Annotated in this window: 14 protein-coding genes and 1 pseudogene; 8 read left to right on the top strand and 7 right to left on the bottom strand. The window is 41.6% G+C overall.

Features of this window, described 5'->3' with window-relative positions; all coding sequences use genetic code 11:
* From ACMAZF_RS01575 to ACMAZF_RS01555, 5 genes are read left to right on the top strand one after another with little or no spacing between them, the layout of a single operon-like run.
* Entirely contained in the window at positions 1-1,305 is a 1,305-nt protein-coding gene (locus tag ACMAZF_RS01575) for a MotA/TolQ/ExbB proton channel family protein (protein WP_435275752.1), read from the top strand.
* Complete coding sequence (locus ACMAZF_RS01570; RefSeq protein WP_435275751.1) at positions 1,306-1,689, top strand: MotA/TolQ/ExbB proton channel family protein; 384 nt, start codon at positions 1,306-1,308, stop codon at positions 1,687-1,689.
* Entirely contained in the window at positions 1,679-2,080 is a 402-nt protein-coding gene (locus ACMAZF_RS01565) for an ExbD/TolR family protein (RefSeq protein WP_435275750.1), read from the top strand. Before ACMAZF_RS01570 ends, ACMAZF_RS01565 begins: the two co-directional genes overlap by 11 nt.
* 3 nt (positions 2,081-2,083) lie before the next feature.
* The gene (locus ACMAZF_RS01560; protein ID WP_435275749.1) at positions 2,084-2,719 is read left to right on the top strand and encodes an energy transducer TonB; all 636 of its coding nucleotides are present in this window, start codon (positions 2,084-2,086) and stop codon (positions 2,717-2,719) included.
* On the top strand, positions 2,716-4,101 hold the full coding sequence (locus ACMAZF_RS01555; RefSeq protein WP_435275748.1) for a tetratricopeptide repeat protein: 1,386 nt from the start codon (positions 2,716-2,718) through the stop codon (positions 4,099-4,101). Before ACMAZF_RS01560 ends, ACMAZF_RS01555 begins: the two co-directional genes overlap by 4 nt.
* 16 nt (positions 4,102-4,117) lie before the next feature.
* Here the strand turns inward: ACMAZF_RS01555 and ACMAZF_RS01550 are convergent, their stop codons facing one another.
* The 3 genes from ACMAZF_RS01550 to ACMAZF_RS01540 all read right to left on the bottom strand — a co-directional run bounded on the left by ACMAZF_RS01550 (position 4,118) and on the right by ACMAZF_RS01540 (position 9,335).
* Positions 4,118-4,576 carry a hypothetical protein gene (locus ACMAZF_RS01550; protein WP_435275747.1) on the bottom strand — a complete coding sequence of 153 codons (459 nt, stop codon included), beginning with the start codon at positions 4,574-4,576 and terminating at the stop codon, positions 4,118-4,120.
* 13 nt (positions 4,577-4,589) lie between these two features.
* Positions 4,590-6,566 carry a tetratricopeptide repeat-containing sulfotransferase family protein gene (locus ACMAZF_RS01545; RefSeq protein WP_435275746.1) on the bottom strand — a complete coding sequence of 659 codons (1,977 nt, stop codon included), beginning with the start codon at positions 6,564-6,566 and terminating at the stop codon, positions 4,590-4,592.
* A gap of 84 nt (positions 6,567-6,650) precedes the next feature.
* Entirely contained in the window at positions 6,651-9,335 is a 2,685-nt protein-coding gene (locus tag ACMAZF_RS01540) for a TonB-dependent receptor (protein WP_435275745.1), read from the bottom strand.
* 221 nt (positions 9,336-9,556) lie between these two features.
* Between ACMAZF_RS01540 and ACMAZF_RS01535 the strand changes: the two genes are divergently transcribed.
* Complete coding sequence (locus tag ACMAZF_RS01535; RefSeq protein WP_435275744.1) at positions 9,557-11,497, top strand: BCCT family transporter; 1,941 nt, start codon at positions 9,557-9,559, stop codon at positions 11,495-11,497.
* Between the two features lie 275 nt (positions 11,498-11,772).
* Positions 11,773-13,173, top strand: a complete 1,401-nt coding sequence (locus ACMAZF_RS01530; RefSeq protein WP_435275743.1) for a tryptophanase — start codon at positions 11,773-11,775, stop codon at positions 13,171-13,173.
* 370 nt (positions 13,174-13,543) lie between these two features.
* Here the strand turns inward: ACMAZF_RS01530 and ACMAZF_RS01525 are convergent.
* Positions 13,544-14,635, bottom strand: a pseudogene (locus ACMAZF_RS01525) (alkaline phosphatase D family protein).
* Between the two features lie 132 nt (positions 14,636-14,767).
* The gene (locus tag ACMAZF_RS01520; protein ID WP_435275742.1) at positions 14,768-17,143 is read right to left on the bottom strand and encodes a TonB-dependent receptor; all 2,376 of its coding nucleotides are present in this window, start codon (positions 17,141-17,143) and stop codon (positions 14,768-14,770) included.
* Positions 17,144-17,397: 254 nt separating this feature from the next.
* On the opposite strand from ACMAZF_RS01520, the gene ACMAZF_RS01515 reads away from it, so the two are divergent.
* Positions 17,398-18,657: a glycerophosphodiester phosphodiesterase family protein gene (locus ACMAZF_RS01515; RefSeq protein ID WP_435275741.1), complete on the top strand. Its 1,260-nt coding sequence runs from the start codon at positions 17,398-17,400 to the stop codon at positions 18,655-18,657.
* Between the two features lie 148 nt (positions 18,658-18,805).
* Here the strand turns inward: ACMAZF_RS01515 and ACMAZF_RS01510 are convergent, their stop codons facing one another.
* Both ACMAZF_RS01510 and ACMAZF_RS01505 read right to left on the bottom strand, forming a co-directional pair.
* The gene (locus tag ACMAZF_RS01510; RefSeq protein WP_435275740.1) at positions 18,806-19,666 is read right to left on the bottom strand and encodes a hypothetical protein; all 861 of its coding nucleotides are present in this window, start codon (positions 19,664-19,666) and stop codon (positions 18,806-18,808) included.
* A gap of 10 nt (positions 19,667-19,676) precedes the next feature.
* The gene (locus ACMAZF_RS01505) at positions 19,677-20,048 is read right to left on the bottom strand and encodes a GntR family transcriptional regulator (protein WP_435275739.1); all 372 of its coding nucleotides are present in this window, start codon (positions 20,046-20,048) and stop codon (positions 19,677-19,679) included.
* Positions 20,049-20,100 lie beyond the last annotated feature (52 nt).

The raw sequence follows: 20,100 nt of genomic DNA, 5'->3' as shown, positions 1-20,100 counted from the left end.
ATGAAATACTTATCTGCATCACTTTTATTTCTAACACTTGCTTATAGTCATGTGAGCGTGGCGTCAGTTGAATCAGATCTGGTTAACGATATTAAGAAAGCGCAAACCGCCCTTAATAAAACGCAGTCAAACATTGCAAAGCAAAGTGCTCAGCTCAATCGCCAAACTCATGATGCTGAACAAGCGGTTGTAAGCCTGCGTAAAAAAACCAGCGCTGCTCGTCGTTTAATGGACGAGCAAACATTAAGCCTAACGACATTAGAAAAGCGCTTAGCAACTTGGCAACAACAAGACACCTATCAACGGAATTTATTAGCGCGTTTTAGCCAGCAGCAAAAGATGCCACAATCGACTGGCGATGCATTTAGCAACGAGAGCCTTGCCACACTAAGCAGTGCCTTTAATCGCCTGCGCAGTCACTTAAATCCACAGTGGCAAACCACTAGTGTCGTCGCACAAGATGGTGCAATTAAGCCGCTATCAACATTAGCCATTGGCCCAGTGTCATGGTTTATCGATCAAACAAACCAACAAGCTGGTTTCTTAGCTCACGAACCAACAATGACTAAGCAAGGATTACTGCTAGGTAACGACGAATTTAAGCAGCTTAATCTACTGGCAAAAGGACAGCAGGCACAAATCAGTTTTGATCCAACCCTAACCCGCGCCCTTAAAATTGCCCAGTCGCAAGAGTCGGTAGTTAGTCATGTCGAGAAAGGCGGGATCTGGGTGCTACCGATCATTGCCTTTGGCATATTTGCTTTACTCATTTCATTGGCGAAAGGCGCGCAACTTATCCGCCTACCCACCTTATTACCAGCACTTGCCGAGCGCCTTAGCCATATTGACGGCAATGACGCTTCTCAACTTAATCAGTTTGCGGAACAAGTCAAAGGAATGCAGCGCCAACTTATTGATATCACATTGAAATCACCACCAGGACAACAACGTGACGATCAACTTTTTTCAGCATTGTTAATGCAAAAACACACATTGGAATACTGGCTAGGCGCGATTGCGATCACTGCTGCAGTGTCGCCATTACTCGGCTTACTTGGCACTGTTAGCGGCATGATCGAAACTTTTAAGCTAATGACGCTGTTCGGCGCTGGCGATGCATCCGCTGTTTCTGGGGGAATTTCTGAAGCGCTAGTCACTACAGAGTTAGGTCTTGTTGTTGCGATTCCTGCACTGCTAATGCACGCATTACTGTCGCGAAAAGTAAAAACTTATTACGGCGGCTTAGAAAGCTGCGCGGTACAACTTAGCCAAACCTCCACTAAATCATTACCAAAGGCGGCTTAAATGAATATTCAAACGTTTGATAGCATCATCATATGGGCCATTTTAGGCCTAGGCTTCTTTACGTATTATCAGATTATTTTCTTTACCATTCGCGCAAAATCGGGCTTGTATGACGCGAGTCATCGAGCATGGACTGACGCTATTACGATTTGCGTTGGCGCCTTACCCTTGCTCGGTTTATTGGGCACCATCATCGGTTTGTTAGACGCATTTACAGCAATGTCACAAGGCGAAGGAATGGGAGAAACCAGTGTCTTAACCCAAGGCATTGCAAGCGCTCTTTGGACAACACAATTAGGGTTAGTTATCGCAGTTCCCGGCTGGCTGTTACTGAGTTATTACAAAAAACTGCAAGCAAACGAGGCATTAAACCATGCGTGCTAGTTTGCAGCAGCGATTAGAAGAACAACAGCAAACAATCGACTTATCACCACTGCTCGATGTTGTCTTTATCTTGCTAATATTCTTTATTGTTACCACGGTGTTTGTTAAAGAAACCGGCGTTGAAGTAGACAAACCACAGGCGTTATCGACTAAAAAGTTGGAGCGAAATATTATTATGTTAGCCATCACCAATGGCGGTGATGTCATTTACGACGGCAGCGTTATCGGCGTTGCTGGTGTGCGTAATACCGTCAAGGGTTTACTCGGCGGTCAATCTCGTCCTGTGGTCATTCAGGCAGATAAACTCGTTACTACCGATTTGCTCATTCAAGTGATTGATGAAAGTAAATTAGGTGGCGCTGCAAGTGTTAATATTGCGACCTTACAATAAGCCATGAAGATTAAACGTCATCACTTCTATACCTTGTTATTAACCAGTGGTTTCATGCTATTGGCTATTGCTTTGCTTTTTGTGAACCAATGGTTTGCCAAACAAGTAGAACCACAAGTTTTGGTACGTGAAGTTCACGTCGCTGCCTTACCACCACCGCCTCCTCCACCGCCGCCACAACAAAGTGTTCAGGTTGAACAAAGTTTAAATCTAAGCCTTGAAGGTGATGGTGCAGCGATGGACGTTGCATTGGTTGAAGTAGAAAAGCCGCAGCTACAACTCACCCCGCCTCCGGTGACTATGCAAATGGACGTAGATTTTAGTAATTCACTCAGCGTTGATTGGCAAGCATTTGGCCTTAACGAATTAGATAGCCTGCCGAGTTTATTGACCCGCACTAAAACCAATTACCCGAGAACGTTAATGAGCCAAGGCATCAATAAGGTCACGGTAAAGTTAGATGTTTTCATTGATGAGTCAGGCAGACCTAAATTACTTAGCGTTGAATCACCTCATCAAAAGGCATTAACCAAAGCGATCACAACCCTCATCAAGCGCTCGCGTTTTACCCCGCCAACTAAAGACGGTCAAACTGTAGCCGCCAGATTTATTTGGCCCGTGGAATTTAAAAAATCATGAAAATTATACCTGCCATACACCACCAATTGCGCTCAATTTTCACTGCATTGAATTTGTCCCTGTGTGTTTCAGCCCTGTTAGTCACAACGTTGTCTGTCTCAGCACAAGCAATCGAAGTCGAACTCGAGCCGCCGACTTTCACATTTAATCTCACCAATGCATTGCCTCAGACAGGCAGTACAAAACTAGCTCCTAACGAATACGAACTATCTGTTGCCATCAAGCCACTACTTGATGCTAAGCAATATTCAAAAGTTATTGAGCTATTAAAAAACAACAGTAATGTAGAAAAAAGTACTGGCTTATTGCTAATGACAGGTCAAGTTTACCTAGCCGCTAAACAACCTGATAAGGCTGAACAGGCTTTATTAGCCGTCCTTGAAAAAGCGCCCAATTTGTTGCGTGTGCATCGCACTTTGGCCGCGCTTTATTTGCAAAAGAAACAACTTAAAAAAGCGCAGCATCACTTAACAAAAGCAATTGAAAACGGCGTACAGGATCCACAATTTTTCGGTCAACTAGCCTACATCAACCTTGAACAAGGCTCTGCGTGGTCAGCGATAGCAGGTTATCAACAGGCACTATTGCTCGATCCTAATAACAACCAATGGAAGCATGGATTATTGTATGCTCTGCAACGTGCAGGTAACAACCAAGCCGCCCTCAATATGGTTGATGAGCTCATCAATGAAACACCTGATGACAAACGACTATGGTTACAACGAGCGCAGATCACGCTAGCAAATAATGAAAACTCAAAAGCATTAACAAGTATGGAAATGGCACTGCGTCATGGTGAAACAGCGTCCAGTAATTTATTGAGCACCGCACAACTGCATTTATCTGCTGGCAGTATGACACGTGCCGCTGATTTGCTAATAGCAATTTCAGCCCACAATCCACAAGCATTTACACCAATTAATTCAGCAATTAACTGGTTAATTAGCGAAGGCGAAATCAAGCAAGCTAATCGCATTTTGGCGAGTATCAAAGGGGTAACTAACCTCTCTAAACCGCAACAAAGTCTCTATTACGCGGCGTTAGGTTCAGCTCAAGAAAAGAATAATACCGAACGAGCGGTTAAGCACTTTAAGAAGTCGTTAGACCTAAATCCCAATCAAGCCGGTGTCTTAATCAAACTGGCGCAGCATTACCAATCAAAACAACAATTTTCACGCGCTCAGCTTTATTATCAACGTGCACAGGTATTCCCTAATTTTATTAAGCCAGCATTAGCTGGGCTAGCACAAATAGCATTAGAACAAGAATATTACGACAAAGCCTTAGCCTATCTAGAAAAGCTTAAACCACTTAGTAACAATAAAGTGAATATTGACAAAAACATTGCCGTTTTAAAACGGCTAAAAGCACAAGAGTCTTAACCACGCTTGCGGCGTTTTAGTTTACCCATAAGCCGGTAAACAGCAATACTAAGGGTATCAAGCAGAAAGCTAACCACAGCCATTCCATGTGAGGACTGATGAATTGACCAATGTGAAATTTGTATTTAAAACGCCAAGTTTGGGTGACTAAATTAGCACGCTCACCATTGTAGCTACTAAGTACCTCACCAGATGTTGGTTCTATCCAAACCCAGCTATATGCATGTGTTTCGCGGGGGATTTTTATACGCAGTCTTAGAGGCTGCTGTGCGGTTGATAAATAAATACGATACAAAACACCATCAGCTAATGCACTAACACCATTGTTAACAAGCTTGCTAACCGCAAGCCTTTTCGCTCCCTTGTTCGCTGTATAATCAACGATAGGACGGGATTCAATATTATCCATCATTGCCGTTTCAAGCAGTGTTTTTACAGGCGCTTGCCAATTAAAGGCAATTACCGACAATGCCATATATGGTATTATTTTAACTTTCCAATGTAGCTTTCAACTCACCAAGATAGGGTTCAAAGTTCTGCCATTGAGTTAAGCCTTTAGTACTAATAGGCTGCCTAACTTGCTGGGCGCTTGGCGTATAAATATTTCGCTTGGTGTTATAAAACTCTAAACACGATTGCTCAAACGGTAATTGGCAATAGTCTAAGATACGGCGTACTTGGTTTTCAAAATCATGAACTAATTCCTCATGTTGAACTCGCAATACTGCCCCCGGCATCACTTGATCCCAATGATCCATCAGTCGTAAATAATCTTGATAGTAAGTCGCAATATCTGACAAGCCATAACTAAAATCTTGCCCTTCACCAAATAACTGTTTGAAACCACTGAAACAACAGGCCATAGGTTCACGACGCGCATCAATGATCTTAGCATTGGGTAAAATCAATTTAATGAGGCCAATGTGAATGAAGTTATTCGGCATTTTATCAATGAAGAAAGGTGCATTTTGGCGATATGGCTGTGTGTCCCGCATAAAATTATCGCCTAACTGTTTCAACTGTTGGTCTGATAGCTCCGACAAATTTTTAGGGTATTGTGGTTCATCATTAACAATGCGTCCTCGCAATTTTAACGCGGTACCCAGAATATTATGTAGCTCCATCGTGCCATCAACTTGCGAGTGCGATGCAATGATTTGTTCTAGCAGCGTCGAACCTGCGCGTGGTAATCCAAGAATAAAAATAGGATCAGCCGCGCTATTTCCAACGTTACTGCGTTGTTCAAACAACGCCTTGGTGCAATGTTTTATCTGCTGGTCAATCAATGCGGTAGATTTTGCAGCATCATAGCCAATGCTTTGTTTTTTTAGTGCGTTGCCTTGTTGATAGAAATCGAATGAGCGTGAAAATTCTTTGCGATCTTCAAAGGCTTTACCGAGCGAGAAATTGATATGGACGCGATCGTCAACATTGACTCCTTCTTGCGATAACACCTGCTGCATCTGTGCTAATTCATCATCAGAAAACTGATAGGTTTTGATATTAGCCAAGCTCCAATAAGCGTCACCATAATCATTCTTTTGGTCATAGCCCTGTTGATAAGCGGCCACGGCCAAGTCGTAATTACCAGCGGTTTTATGGGCATGTCCGAGCTGAACATGAATACCGTTTCGCTCAGGAGACTGCGCTAAGATAGCCTGATAAATCTCTTGGCCACGCGTTAATTCGCCCAAGTTGATATAACAATTAGCCAAGGTTGCTTTGACTGTAATCACTAACGCTGGCTGAGCAGTAAACTGCGCTAAAAATTCCTCAGCGTGTTGCGCCCCCTGTTTGAATTTCCCTAAACGATTGAGAATGTTAACGTACAACGCCTTGGCGTGTTCGTTATCAGGGTATAAATCAACACAACTTTCCAGCAAAAATTCAGCGTCGTCGTACACTTTAAGTTTCAAACCAATTTCAGCAAGCAAACACATTGCATCAACTTGGTGTCTGTTTTTCTGTAAGAAATTACGACATACCTGTTCTGCTTTGTACAACTTACCTTCGTGCATTAAATCCATCGCACCAAGTACAGGTGCTGGCAACGCTTTTAGCAATTTAAACTGATTTAACGCGGGTTGATAATTTTGGTGTTGCTGCGCCTTGAACAAGGCCACAATTTGCTGCCATGACGCAATCAACGCTGGGTTGTATTCAACCGCTTTATGAAAGGCCATTAGCGCGCCTTTGATATCCTTAGAGGCAAGTAAACAATAGGCTTGCTCTTGAAAGGCGCGGCCATTATTTGGCTGTAATGCTAGTAACTGTTTGGTGGCATCGAATGCCGCAGTTAGTTTATTTAAATACCGCAAGGCTACGGCGTTTAAATAAAGTAACTCATGAGTGTCACTGTCGGATAAATCTTTCTGTTGTAACGCTGCTGAAATAAGCACATGAGCAGGTTCAAATTGACCAGATTGCAGTGCTGATTTAATGTCTTTTAATGATGGTGTAGGCATAAGTAACTATTTAATAAGAAGTAGAAATAAAAACAAGCTAGTCACTTTATCGTGAGTAGCTTGTTTTACAAGTACTAGATTGTTTTATAAGTCGTAAGAGAAACGAACACCGATGGTGCGCGGTCTGTTAGTAATAACTTTTGGCGTGAACTGTTGCTCATCAATGTAAAGCTGCGCTCGCTTATCAAACAAGTTATCGATATAAAGCTCGGCTTTCCATTCTTCGTTCGATACACCAAATGCTAAATTAGCAATAGAGTAGGCTTTTGCAACATAGCGGCCACCAGCAAAGTCATTGCCATCACTGTCTTTGTAGGTAACGCCTTGATATTGACCCGCCGCAATTTCTTGCTCAATCTTAAGGCCAGTACCTTTTCCGTACACTAACTTGTGCGTATCTTCAGACACGTAGGCGTTAGCAAACATGCCAGATAGACGATCGCCAGTATAAGTTACCGAACCATTTACGTAGCCTTCCCAGCCGTTGCTAAGCTCGTAGAAATAACGTGCTCTTAAGTTACCAGACAATTCAGACGTGTAAGGTAATTCACTCCCCAATGGCGCCGACAAGTTAGTCATGGTGCTGTTAAGTTCGGTAATTTCCGTATCCAATAAGCTAAATGCGCCGCTTAATACGAAGTTGTCCGTTAACTGCCACGTGAAATCAGCATCTAACCCTTTAATATCTGCAGTACCAACATTGTCAGTAAAGTAGAAGAAGGCGATGTTGGTTGGATCAAAGCGTGATGTTTGAAGATCGTTAATTTCAGAGCTGTAAGCCGTTGCATTAATACGCAACGTATCATCTAAGAAATCGCCCTTCATGCCAATCTCGTAGTTATCAAGTTCATCCGTTAGTGAATAAACAGGAATACGATAGTTTTCAAATGCCGAGCCTGGCGTTTGATTACTTGCTAATTGGCCACCTGTTCTCGCCGTTACTGGCGGACGGAATCCTTGTGAGTAGTTAGCAAAGAACATTAGGTTATCGTCGGCTTTCCAGTTAACTGATAGCTTGTAAATAACATCGTCAACTTTAAGCACGCCGTCAGAGCTCAATAGGTCGTTTTGTAAATCGCCTGCTGCTACTGCGTCGATAATGGCTTGGCCATTCTCAGCACCAAAGAAATCTAAGATATCTTGATCAGAGCCACCCAAGGCACGAATTTGCTTGGTGACACCGCCATTATTTTGCGACGTTGTTGCACCGGTATAAATATCTTCAATCTCATACCATCGAGCACCAAGGCTTGCTGTAACAGTCTCAGTTAAATCATATTCAAATTGACCGAATACGGCTACTTGGTTTATTTCGTGAGTAATGTCATTAACAAAGCTGGTTTCTTTAGCAAATGGCTTGCCGCCATTATTAGTCCCTTCGCCTGTTACTGTTACTCCACCAGGACCCCAAACGCCATTAGGGAATTTTCCTTCAGTACCTAATTGGAACTGACCGACAGTACCAAGCTCTTGTGTATCGTAATAAATACCCGCGGTAACACGCCATACATTATCTGCTGAAGTGTTAAAGCGTAATTCTTGAGTGAAGCGTTTAACGTCAGTCTCTTCTAGATAATAACCTGTTGGATCATAACATTGCTCGTCTTGCACATCGCCGCTGTAGCTACAAGCGTAGAACGCTGAGAATGCACCGCCATTGGTGTAACCGGTATAATCAACTGTTGCATCGATTTGACGATCTAAATAACCACCAGCATATACGATATCAAGTTGTGCTAAACGCCCTTCTAATGTCCACGTTGTTAAACCAAAAGTATCTTGGTTCTTTTCTGGCACAAATCGACTCGTGCTTTCTTCGTCGTCATAAGAAGGATCGTAACCAAATACACCCTCTGTCTCTAATGTTTGAGCAGTGTGTTGTAATAAGATCTTCCAATCATCATTAAACAAGTAAGACAAACCAAAACGCGCACCTGCATACGTTGCGTCATTAAAGTTATCTTCTACTAAATCTGAATTAGTTGGCGCTTGGTTTGGCGTATTCTTAGCATCTTTTAATACACCACCAGAAATGCGATCGATATGTACAGTGCTACCAATGTAACCGCCTTGGCCAGGAATATTCTCGACGTTATCTAACCAGCCACCTTGATGGTCTGAATAAGCAGCAACACGAAATGCTAGATCATCGTTAATTGGCAAGTTGAAATAGCCTTCAACCGCATTACTTAAATCACCGCCTTTGGTAAAACCAGTATTAAGATCGAAACCCGCTTCAAAATCACTATGGTTTGGCTTTTTAGAAATAAGACGAACAGTACCCGCCTGAGAGCTCGCACCAAATAACGTGCCTTGAGGTCCCGGCAATACTTCAACACGTTCGATGTCAGTCGCATAAATATCAAGATTACGGCCTTGCATTGATACCGGCTGCTCATCTAAATAAATTGCTACTGAAGGCTGGAGGGCTTGTACCGAAGATACAGCGATACCCGTTTGCGTTGTTGCTGCACCACGAATATACACTTCATTTTGTCCTGGACCCGTTCCTTGGAAAACAACGTTAGGTAAGAACTCAACATAATCTTGGAAATTATCGATACCCAAGTTGTCCATTGCGTCACCGCTTAGTGCAGAAACAGCAACAGGTACTTCTTGGATATTGGCAGCTCGCTTAGTCGCGGTGACTTGAATGGTTTCGATCTTGCTCTTGCTTTTGTTCTTTTTTTCTTCAGCGGCAACTGCGCTATATGACATTGCACCTAATGCAGAAAGCACTGCACAAGTTAATATCTTACGTTGAAACATAAATCTCCCATAAAGTTTTTTTAATTAGAATTCATACCAAACAGCCAATAAATAAGCGTATAATGGTAACAATTCATCATGTAAATAATTAGAACTGAAATGATGATAACACAAGCTTACACGGCAGTAACCCATACAAACGGGCTAGTTAATGTATTTTAAATAGTTAGCACTGTAAGCATTATGATAAGTGTACGAAACATTCGAGATGTAATTAATTAATGAAATCCCTATCACTGAAGATAAATAAATCTGTATTTTATCCTGCCATATTGGTTATTTTTTCTATTCTTATTGGCACTTTATTCGCGCCAGAAATAGCGTCTAACGCCTTTAACACCATGCAAGGAGCCATTACCATCAACGGTGGTTGGTTCTATATATTGACGGTCGCTATTATTCTCGGTTTTGTTATTTATTTAGGCATGTCACGTTTTGGCTCAGTAAAACTTGGCCCCGATCATTCGACACCTGACTATAAATTATCGACGTGGATTTCAATGTTATTTGCTGCAGGAATGGGCATTGGGTTGATGTTCTTTGGTGTTGCAGAGCCGGTAATGCATTACTTGTCGCCACCAACAGCAGAAAAAGAATCTTTGGAAGCGATGAAAGAAGCAATGAAAATTACTTTCTTTCACTGGGGTCTTCATGCTTGGGCGATTTATGCCATAGTCGCCCTTATTTTGGCTTATTTTAGTTATCGCCAAGGATTACCGCTAACCCTGCGATCAGCATTGCACCCAATCATTGGCGATCGTATTTACGGATGGCCTGGACATTTTGTTGATATATTCGCGGTTGTGAGCACTGTTTTTGGTGTTGCTACGTCACTTGGCCTAGGCGCTTCTCAAGTTAACGCTGGCTTAAATTACCTATTTTCAACCGACGTTAGCCAAACTAACCAATTAATTATCATGATAGTGATAACGCTTCTAGCCTCGGTATCTGTTGCTACAGGTTTAGATAAAGGCATTAAGATTTTATCTGAAATCAACATGGGACTAGCCATTGTATTAATGCTACTGATATTCATCGTTGGACCTACCATATTTTTGCTTCAAGCTTACATCCAAAATATTGGTATTTATTTATCAGATCTTGTTTCTGACACTTTCAATTTGTTTGCTTACGAGAAGAAGAGTTGGATTGGCGGTTGGACGATATTCTATTGGGGTTGGTGGCTAGCATGGGCGCCTTTTGTTGGCTTGTTCATTGCTAAAATCTCCAAAGGCAGAACCATTCGCGAATTCGTTTTTGGGGTACTTCTTGTACCAACAGCATTTACCCTATTGTGGATGACAATCTTCGGTAATTCCGCTATTTCACAAATCGTCGACAATAACTTTGTGCGGTTGGGAGAAATGGTCTCTGAAAACTCTGCCGTTGGACTATTCGTATTCCTAGAAACACTGCCATGGTCAACGGCTCTTACTGGTCTTTCTATCTTGATGATAGTGATTTTCTTTGTCACATCCTGTGATTCTGGCGCCATGGTTATTGACATGTTGTGCTCAAATGGCAAGACAGACACGCCTGTTTGGCAACGTTTGTTCTGGGCAATCTGTGTCGGTGTAGTCGCAGCGGTATTAATGCTGGCTGGCGGCTTGGAAGCACTGCAAACTATGACCATAGCTGCTGCGCTGCCCTTTAGTATCGTCTTGTTACTTGCGTGCTTTGGATTAGGGAAAGCATTACAAGTTGAATTAGCCAAGCGAGAAAGTTTGGCATTAACAGGCATGTCTTGTACCGAAGAAGATTGGCAGGAACGTCTCGATAACATTCTGTCGACACCAGACAAGAAGAACGTGAATACCTTTATAGCTTCTGATGTTAAAAAAGCGTTCGAAAAGGTCAAAAAACAGTTTGATGCTAATGATATTCAAGCAACTATTTCGACAACACCAACGGGGATCTTACTTAACGTGAGCCACGGCGATGAGCACGATTTTTGTTATGGCATTCATAAAAAGCAACATGCACAGCCAGACTTTAATACCGATGGTGATAACGACTCTGAAACCTACTATCGCGCTGAAGTACATTTAGCTGAAGGTGGTCAAGATTACGATGTAATGGGTTGGTCTGAAGATTCGGTGATTAATGACATTATCGATCAATATCAAAAGCATTTACATTTCTTGCATGTGTTAAGGGATTAATAAAGTAACGTTAAAACCGCCTTGTTAGGCGGTTTTTTATGTCTATCCACATTAACTCTCCGAACAAGTTATGAATTTAAGCTGTTGACATTTCAAATAAAATCTTTGCATACTCATTTGATGAAATTTTCAACATTCACAATGTTCTCTACTAAATGGTATAACCTCGATTTTCGGTTAGCCCATTCCCGTTTTTTGTTTTCTCAATAGTCTCGCAACCCCGTTATTTCTAATCGAATTCACGTTCGATACCCTATTTCACAACGAGAAAACTTATGAAACGTATTCCAGAACCCTTTCGAATTAAGATGGTTGAACCCATCAAAATGACCACAGAAGCAGATCGAAAAGCTGCATTAGCAGAAGCTGGCAACAACCCATTTCTGTTAAAAAGTGAAGATGTTTATATTGACCTTCTTACCGATTCAGGCACTGGTGCTATGAGTGCAAATCAATGGGCGGCATTAATGGTAGGTGACGAAGCCTACGCCGGTAGCCGAAGTTTCGTCAAACTAGAGAAAACCGTGCAAACGCTGTTTAAATATCAACACGTCATCCCTGTTCATCAAGGGCGTGGTGCTGAGCAAATATTGTTTCCTAACATGGTGAAACACAAAGGTGCTGATAACCCAGTATTTATTTCAAATTATCATTTTGACACCACAGCTGCTCACGTTGAATTGAGCGGCGCTAAAGCGATTAATGTGCTAACACCTGCCGCGTTAGACACCACGGCATGGTACGACTTTAAAGGTAATTTCGATCTAGAAGCGCTTGAGAAAACTATTGCCGAATATGGTGCAAATAATGTCGTTGGCATTATCGTGACCATCACCTGTAACTCCGCAGGCGGCCAACCTGTGTCATTAGAAAATATTCGCGCTGTACGTGAAATAGCAATCAAACACGCTATTCTTGTGGTTATCGACTCCGCTAGATTCGCTGAAAACGCCTATTTTATTAAGCAACGTGAAGAAAGTTGCCGTGATATCGCCATTGGCGACATTATTCGCAGCATGTTCGATTGCTCAGACATCTTTACCATGTCGGCTAAAAAAGATCCCATCGTCAATATGGGCGGCTTGTGTTGCTTTAAAGATGACAGCCAAATTGCCCTGTATCGCGATGTACAAATTAGCTGTGTGCCGATGGAAGGTTTTATTACCTATGGCGGACTAAATGGCCGTGATATGGAAGCGTTAAATGTTGGTTTGTGGGAATGCGCCGATGAAGATTACTTGGAATATCGTATCGGACAAGTGGCTTATTTGGGAGAATTACTACGCGAAGCTGGCATTCCTATTCAGTACCCTACAGGAGGCCATGCGGTATTTGTTGATGCAGGAAAAATGCTGCCTCATATTCCAGCTGATCAATTTCCCGCCCACGCACTTGCCAATCATTTGTACCTAGAAGGTGGTGTTCGTGGCGTCGAAATAGGTTCGCTATTATTAGGACGAGACCCTAAAACAGGCCACCAAAAAGAATCACCGTTGGAATTATTAAGGCTCACGATTCCGCGCCGTGTTTATACCAACGATCATATGAAATACATCGCCGATTGTTTGATAGCACTAAAATCGCAAGCCCATAATATCAAAGGCTTAGACTTTGAATATGAGCCTCCAATATTGCGACACTTTACGGCGAAGCTTAAAGAAGTAAATGCCCAATAATCCTGACACGTTAAGTAGCTGAAATAGCACTTCAGCTACTAATTTAGTAACGAAACTAATAAGGACTAATATCAGATAGTTTGAATTGTTGTTGCAGTACAACCTTGCTCACAACATCTTTTAAACCAAACACTAGGATCATCTTGCTGCCAGTCTATTAGGGTCTGTTGATCTTTTGAGTTCATTTTTGCAGCAATTTGTTTGGGGTTTCTACAAGGCAGAGCCTATGTGGTGTAGCTGGCTCGATAATAGCTCCTGCATTATCCTAATGAGCTACATCCCTGTAGCAATACACGAATAGGCGATAACGCCGTAGAAATAACAAACAAATGCTGTCCGTAGGATTCACCTAAAAGTATTTTGTGCGGCGTTATTCGTCATTCACTGGGGTAAACCCAGCATCAATCCTCATGCCTCGCCCACAGGGATGTGGGTGCTTATGCTCAGTCTGGAACAATGAACATGTGCCCAAAACCCTTTTAGATTGAACAAAATTTGAACCACAAAGATCAACAGACCCTAATAACTCACCGTAATTAACCTTATCCATAGAATCGCCAATACGATGTTTGTTCGGACTTACCGCTTTCCACTCTTGTGTTAATCCTGAAGACGTAACTTCCCATAGTGGATAATCCATGTCGTCTTCAAAACGAGACATCTCTCCCCAATGAGTATCACCGCGAACGATAACAACACCATTTATTTTGTGCTTTTTTATAAAACCAAATAAACGTTGACGGTCAGCCGGAAAGTTAGCCCAAGACTCCCAGCCTGTAAAATCAGGGATCAGTTGTAAACTCGATGCGATGACTTTAATCGCGCTCGGTTTTAATAGCTCTTTTTCAAGCCATTGCCACTGCTTTTCTCCTAACATGCTCGCGTTTGGATTATCTGAAACGGCATATGGCCCAGCATCAAAGGGTAGACGAGTAAATAGATTAGTCAGCGTGCTAACTTCATTTATTGGATCGCGATCAAAGCGTAAATCAGGCATTATTACTTCAATGCTTTTATCACCTTTACCAAAAATCTTACTTGTATAAATTCCATCGGTGCGCGTTCTGCGTGGAGAGTCTTTCGGGGCTTGCCAAAAGTCCAACATAATTTGGCGAGATTACTCTTTCATCGGATATTCTTTACCGGCATCATTTTCACCGAAATCATGATCATCACAGATAGCCATCACTTCACTATTGTCACGTAATTTCGCAAATTGAGGAATAGCACCAAGCTTGTCGTATTTTCTTACAAGGTGGGCCATATTTTCAGTATCACCATAAACGTTATCACCTAAGAACCAGAAAAAATCCGGTCGTTCTGCGTTGATGGCATCTAAAATCGGCATTGCTTTATCTTGATGTGAGCAAGAACCAAAAAATATTTTCTGTGGTAAAAATGAAACCGAATTTTCTGAATTATTATCACTAACTAATCCCTTAGCATCGGTATGGAAACCTATTAAAGCAGTCCAAAATATAACGGCTATTTAAATCGTATTTTTAAATATCATCGCTTAACCCTAAAACGAAAAATTGCCCTACTACCGTCTTATGATTAAGAAGTTTATAGGGCAATCATGTTAACTAATTTTCTAGAAACGAATTGACGCATTTAGCGCAATAGTGCGCGGTGCGCCAATCCATGCTGCATTCTCTGCAATAGTCCCTAAATAGCTTTCATCAAATAAATTATTCGCTGTTAGACGTAAATCTATTGACTCAATGCCGTTTCCTAAGTCAGTAATTTGTGTACCAACATATAAATCCGATACCACGTAACTCTCAACACGTTGCGAATTATCGCGATTCATCCAGCGGTCGCCAACCTGTTTAGTACTAAGTCCAGCGAAGAAGTTATCTTTTTGCCAATCAAGGCTAACGACAAACATATCTTCTGCAGAACCCGCGACGGTATTACCATTGACTGCATTATCTTCATCGGTGTACGTAGAATCATTATTTGTGTAAGAAAGATAAACACTCCAGTGCTCACTCATTTGATAAGTTGCTGACGCTTCAATCCCCTTAGACTCAATGCCACCTTCATTCAAGTAACCACCAGCAGAAGACTCTAGAAAATCAATACCGCTAGATGATTCATTACTTACAAAGCGTATACGGTTATCAAATTTGATGCTGTAATATGTGATACTGGCTTGTAAATTGTCGCCCAAATAGCGCAAGCCTAAATCAATATTATCTGCGGTTTCAGGTGTTACAATTGAAATATCGGCATCATCACGCTCTAAAACAGCGTCTTTAATTGCAGCAAAGTTTTCAGCGTAACCGGCAAAGAGCTCTAGATTTTGATCTGGAAATGGAACAACAATGCCTGCTGACAGTAATACATCTGAATCTGAAGATGTGCTTAAACTTTTACTATTATCAAATTGATCGTTTTTCTTAACAGTTACATCAAACTGCTTAGCACCCAAACGCACTGTCGCTACTTCAAAGTTTAATGTGTCTTCGATATACATCATTAAGGTATCAACTGGGAATTCACGTTCATACTGAACCCAATATGGTACGTGGTCAAAACGATAGCTTGTTGCTGAATCGATAATCTTGTGCCAATCGCGATGTTCATCACGCTGGAAATCTTCAAACCAAAAACCAGCGCGTAACGTGTTTTCCAGTCCATCAAATTGAGTATTCCATTCAATATCACCATTAATTCCGGTACGTGTTTTATCGTAGTGAGTATGACGATAAGAGCCGACAGGTCGGGCGCCTTGTTCATGACAACCAGGATCATATTCCGCGCCAGCGCCTCCATATGGGAATCCTATCGCACTTTCACAACCAGCAATGGGTGAAACTGACTCACCATTACTGTCTACAAAATAAAGTTTGCCATTACTACTGCCACCATAAACGGTATTGCCTGATACTAATTCTGAATGTGGATTGCCAGCACCATCGTCTTTAACATCAACTAAGTAAGGCGGGACCCAATCTCCACGGCCAGCATTATTATGATGATAAATATTGAATGAACCTGATATCTCGTCATTAAATTCAACATCAGCTTGAAGGTACGCAAAGATATTCGTACGCAATGTAGACCAGCCGCGACGATAAGCTTGATCTTGATACGGTACGCCGCTCCATTCATCAGTGAGTTGGTCCCAGATTGGGTTTTGTTTAAACTGCTCTACCGAATAGATACGCTGATAGTTATCTTCATGCGTATCATCGTAAGAGATATAAGCCGTTAATGTTACATCATCAATGGCCATGCTTTTTATTTTTGCAGCGTAATGATCGCGAGTGTTTTGCGCACTTTGGGTCATCCAATCTGTATTTGAGCTATTAGACGCCGAAATCCACGCATAGGTATCAGGTGCAAATTCACCCGTTTCATAACGCACGAAGAATTTTTGCGCGTTGAACTCACCAAGCGTCGTGCTAACAACCATCGCCTCTTCTTCACCAGGATCAATAGTCGTAAAGTTTAATGTTCCGCCCAGTGCTTCATTTGATCGTGATGCGATATCAGCAGTACCTTGTGATACTTCGACACGACCTAAGTTTTCACTATCGATATAGCGATTTGCTTTCGCGCCGCCGCCGTAATTCGAATTACCATTAGCAAAACCATCTACGGTAATACCAATCTGTTGTTCGCCTAGGTTTACCTGAAAGCCACGAACAGAAATCGACGTTGACCAATCATCTGAGCCAAAAGTGTCTCCTTCATTAACAAGTACGCCCGGCAAGCTACCGATAGTTGCCAGCGGAGTCGTCATGCCAGATTGCTGCTTTTTCATTTCGTCTGATGTATCGTTGTTTGCATAAGAAATACTGCGACCAACTACAGCTATCTTTTCCACATCTTCTTTCGCGATAGCCTTAGCTAATGGCGCTTTCGCTTCTGCTTTAGTCGCAGCCAGTGTAGATTGAGAAAACAAACCAATTACTGCAAGCGCAATGGCACTTTTGGTACCCAAATGTAGATGTTTCATGTAAGTCATTTCCTAAGTTTTATAATAATAGATTGAACGAGCTATTGAGATGGCAGGTATCCTAGGGAGACTTTGTGACAGACCATCGACAAATTTCTTACCATTAGATGACGACTTTTTTGCATTTTTAATAAAAATTTAATCAATGACTTAAATTTTAAACATCAGAACTTTTTGTCATTAGATTGACTTAATTCGGTCATGAAGTTTAAGTAGAGTTACACTCCTTATATCAATGGCTAAACAACCGAACGATGAAAAAAAATTTGCTGTTACTCATAACGCTATTAAGCGTTGGCTGCCAAAAAATACATTCAGATGTCACTACGGCTGCCAAGGTTAAAATTGGTGTTAGACCGCTCTATTTAGTCAACGACATGAATGAAGGCCCACTAAAAAAAGCTCTACAGCAATGTAAAAATCAGCAATCTAATGTCACTCATTTTTCAATTGGCCATCGAGGGGCACCGCTATTTTTTCCTGAGCATACACAAGCTTCTTATCAAGCGGCAGCAGATATGGGCGCTGGTATTATCGAATGTGATGTTACGTTCACCAAAGACAAACAGTTGGTTTGTCGTCACTCCCAATGTGACTTACATACGACAACTAATATCTTGCAAACGCCGCTAGCTAAGCAGTGCACCGAACCATTTATTAGCGCTCAAGATTCCCATAATGGAAAAGCTAGCGCGAAATGTTGCACCAGCGATATCACGTTATCCCAATTTAAAACACTGAGTGCCAAAATGGATGGTGCCAATACCGCTGCAAATACTATTAACGAATATGTAGCTGGTACACCATCATTTCGAAGCGACTTATACAGCCAAACTAAACCACTGTTAACTCATCAACAAAGCATTCATTTATTCAAATCATTAGGGGTAAAAATGACCCCAGAACTTAAACAACCTAATGTAGCAATGCCTTATCAAGGGCTAAGTCAGCAGCAATTAATGCAACAACTAGTCGACGAATATAAAACAGCGCAAGTTCCTGCAAGCGATGTATTTATTCAATCATTTGATTTAGCTGATATTGATTACCTAATTAGCAATGAGCCAGCGTTTGCTGCTCAAGCGGTCTACCTAGAAGATCGTGCAGAATCAGCGCCGTCGTCATTGGAGAATCAAGTAACACCCCAGCAATTAGTGAATGAACCGCAGTTACTTTCACCAACCATGTCTCAATTAAAGTCACGCGGCGTAAATATAATCGCGCCGCCTATTTGGGCATTATTGAGTATTGAAAATGACCAATTGGTGCCTTCTGCTTATGCAAAAGCCGCGAAAAAAGCAGGCCTTAAGATCATTGCATGGAGCCTTGAGCGCTCAGGTAAACTTAGTAAAGGTGGCGGTTGGTATTATCAAAGTATTGCCTCACACATCAACAACGATGGCGATATATATGAAGTATTAGATGTTTTAGCAAAATATGTCGGTGTCATTGGCGTATTTTCAGACTGGCCAGCGACAACAACGTTCTATGCCAACTGTATGGGATATCAATAAAAATAGAAAAGTAAAAGAGAGTGACTGTGCACTCTCTATAATAATCGCTCTGGGCTGATGACTTTGAGCTAACGAATTGGGCTAAATACTAAGCACGCGATTGCACATCCTGCCACTAAAACAATGCTAGGTAATAAAAAGACAAACATTAGTTTACTCCTTCTTCTTGGGGATGATCTTTATACACATCAAAATTAGTATCTTCTTTTAACACGGCGAAAATCACTACTAACATCAAGATCTGGAAATAAAGACTAGAGACAACATCATTTAAGTGACGCAGATCCAACGTAGACAATAAGAAGTGCATTGAAATATTAACGGTTGCAGCAATGCTGCCAAACAGCATCAACTTTACTATTCTACTCGACTGTTTAAAGCGGACATCTTCACCTTGATGGGGATCTTTTTTCTTACCGTAAATCGCTTTATAGGCGAAAAATCCAAAGAATATATTCAGCCCTGTTACGCCAACGATATTGACGTATCCAGCAAAGCCATCAAATGGGTTCTGAGTGATATAAATAACCAAGCCGACAAAAGCAACATACACCATAGCAGCTAGAGTCAGCAGTGATTTCGGTGCGTAGTTTTCTACACGACGCGGCATCAGCTGAGCTTTACGAATCGTCGAATCATTCAGTTGGCGCATTTTCTTGAAATAGCGCTCACTAAACACGGCTAATAAAACTAACGGCGTAATTTGCAGCATATAGAAAATCATAATGACCGACTGGCTATCCCAACCAAGCATTTGTTGACTTTGATAATATAAACCGTGCACGATAATGCCAACACCAACCCCCATGACAACTTTACTCATGAGCACTAAACGACAAATCTTCTGTTCGATTTCTTCTGCGCTAATGGGATACAACTTTCCATATTCTGGTGCAGGATAGCGCGCCATGATTTCTCTTGCTCGCTGATGTAATTTAGTGGGTAACAAATATGAAATTACAAATATTTGACTCACAAAAACTATATATAACAATATACTATCTGACATAACACATTCCTTATTTATTCATTAAACGAGCAAACTCAATTCTTATTTCTGAGTCAGTTGCACCGATTTCTTTCAATGACGTTAATGCTTGTTGCAAAATTTCTGTCACCGATTCATTAATATCTACATCACTATTTTTACGAGCATCGGGATGCACAAACGTGCCTCGATACCCTTTTGTTTCAATCACACTGTCGCGTTCAAGTAATCGATAAGCTTTCGCAACAGTTTTGTTGTTAATAGCCAAATCATTGGCAAGCTGACGAATCGAAGGTAATGGATCACCCTCTGCAATATGTCCGCTTACAATTGCCTGTTTAATTTGGTTCACAAGCTGACTAAACAACGGCGAGTCATCGTCAACATTAATGATAATTTCCAAATCTCTCTCCTTGGTTGTGGGCATTAATTGACACGTCAACCAATGTACCCCA

Origin of the sequence: Psychrobium sp. nBUS_13, from assembly GCF_051201665.1 — a bacterium.
In the GTDB taxonomy this organism is placed as follows: Bacteria; Pseudomonadota; Gammaproteobacteria; order Enterobacterales; family Psychrobiaceae; genus Psychrobium.
This window is presented reverse-complemented; position numbering and strand designations above follow the sequence as displayed.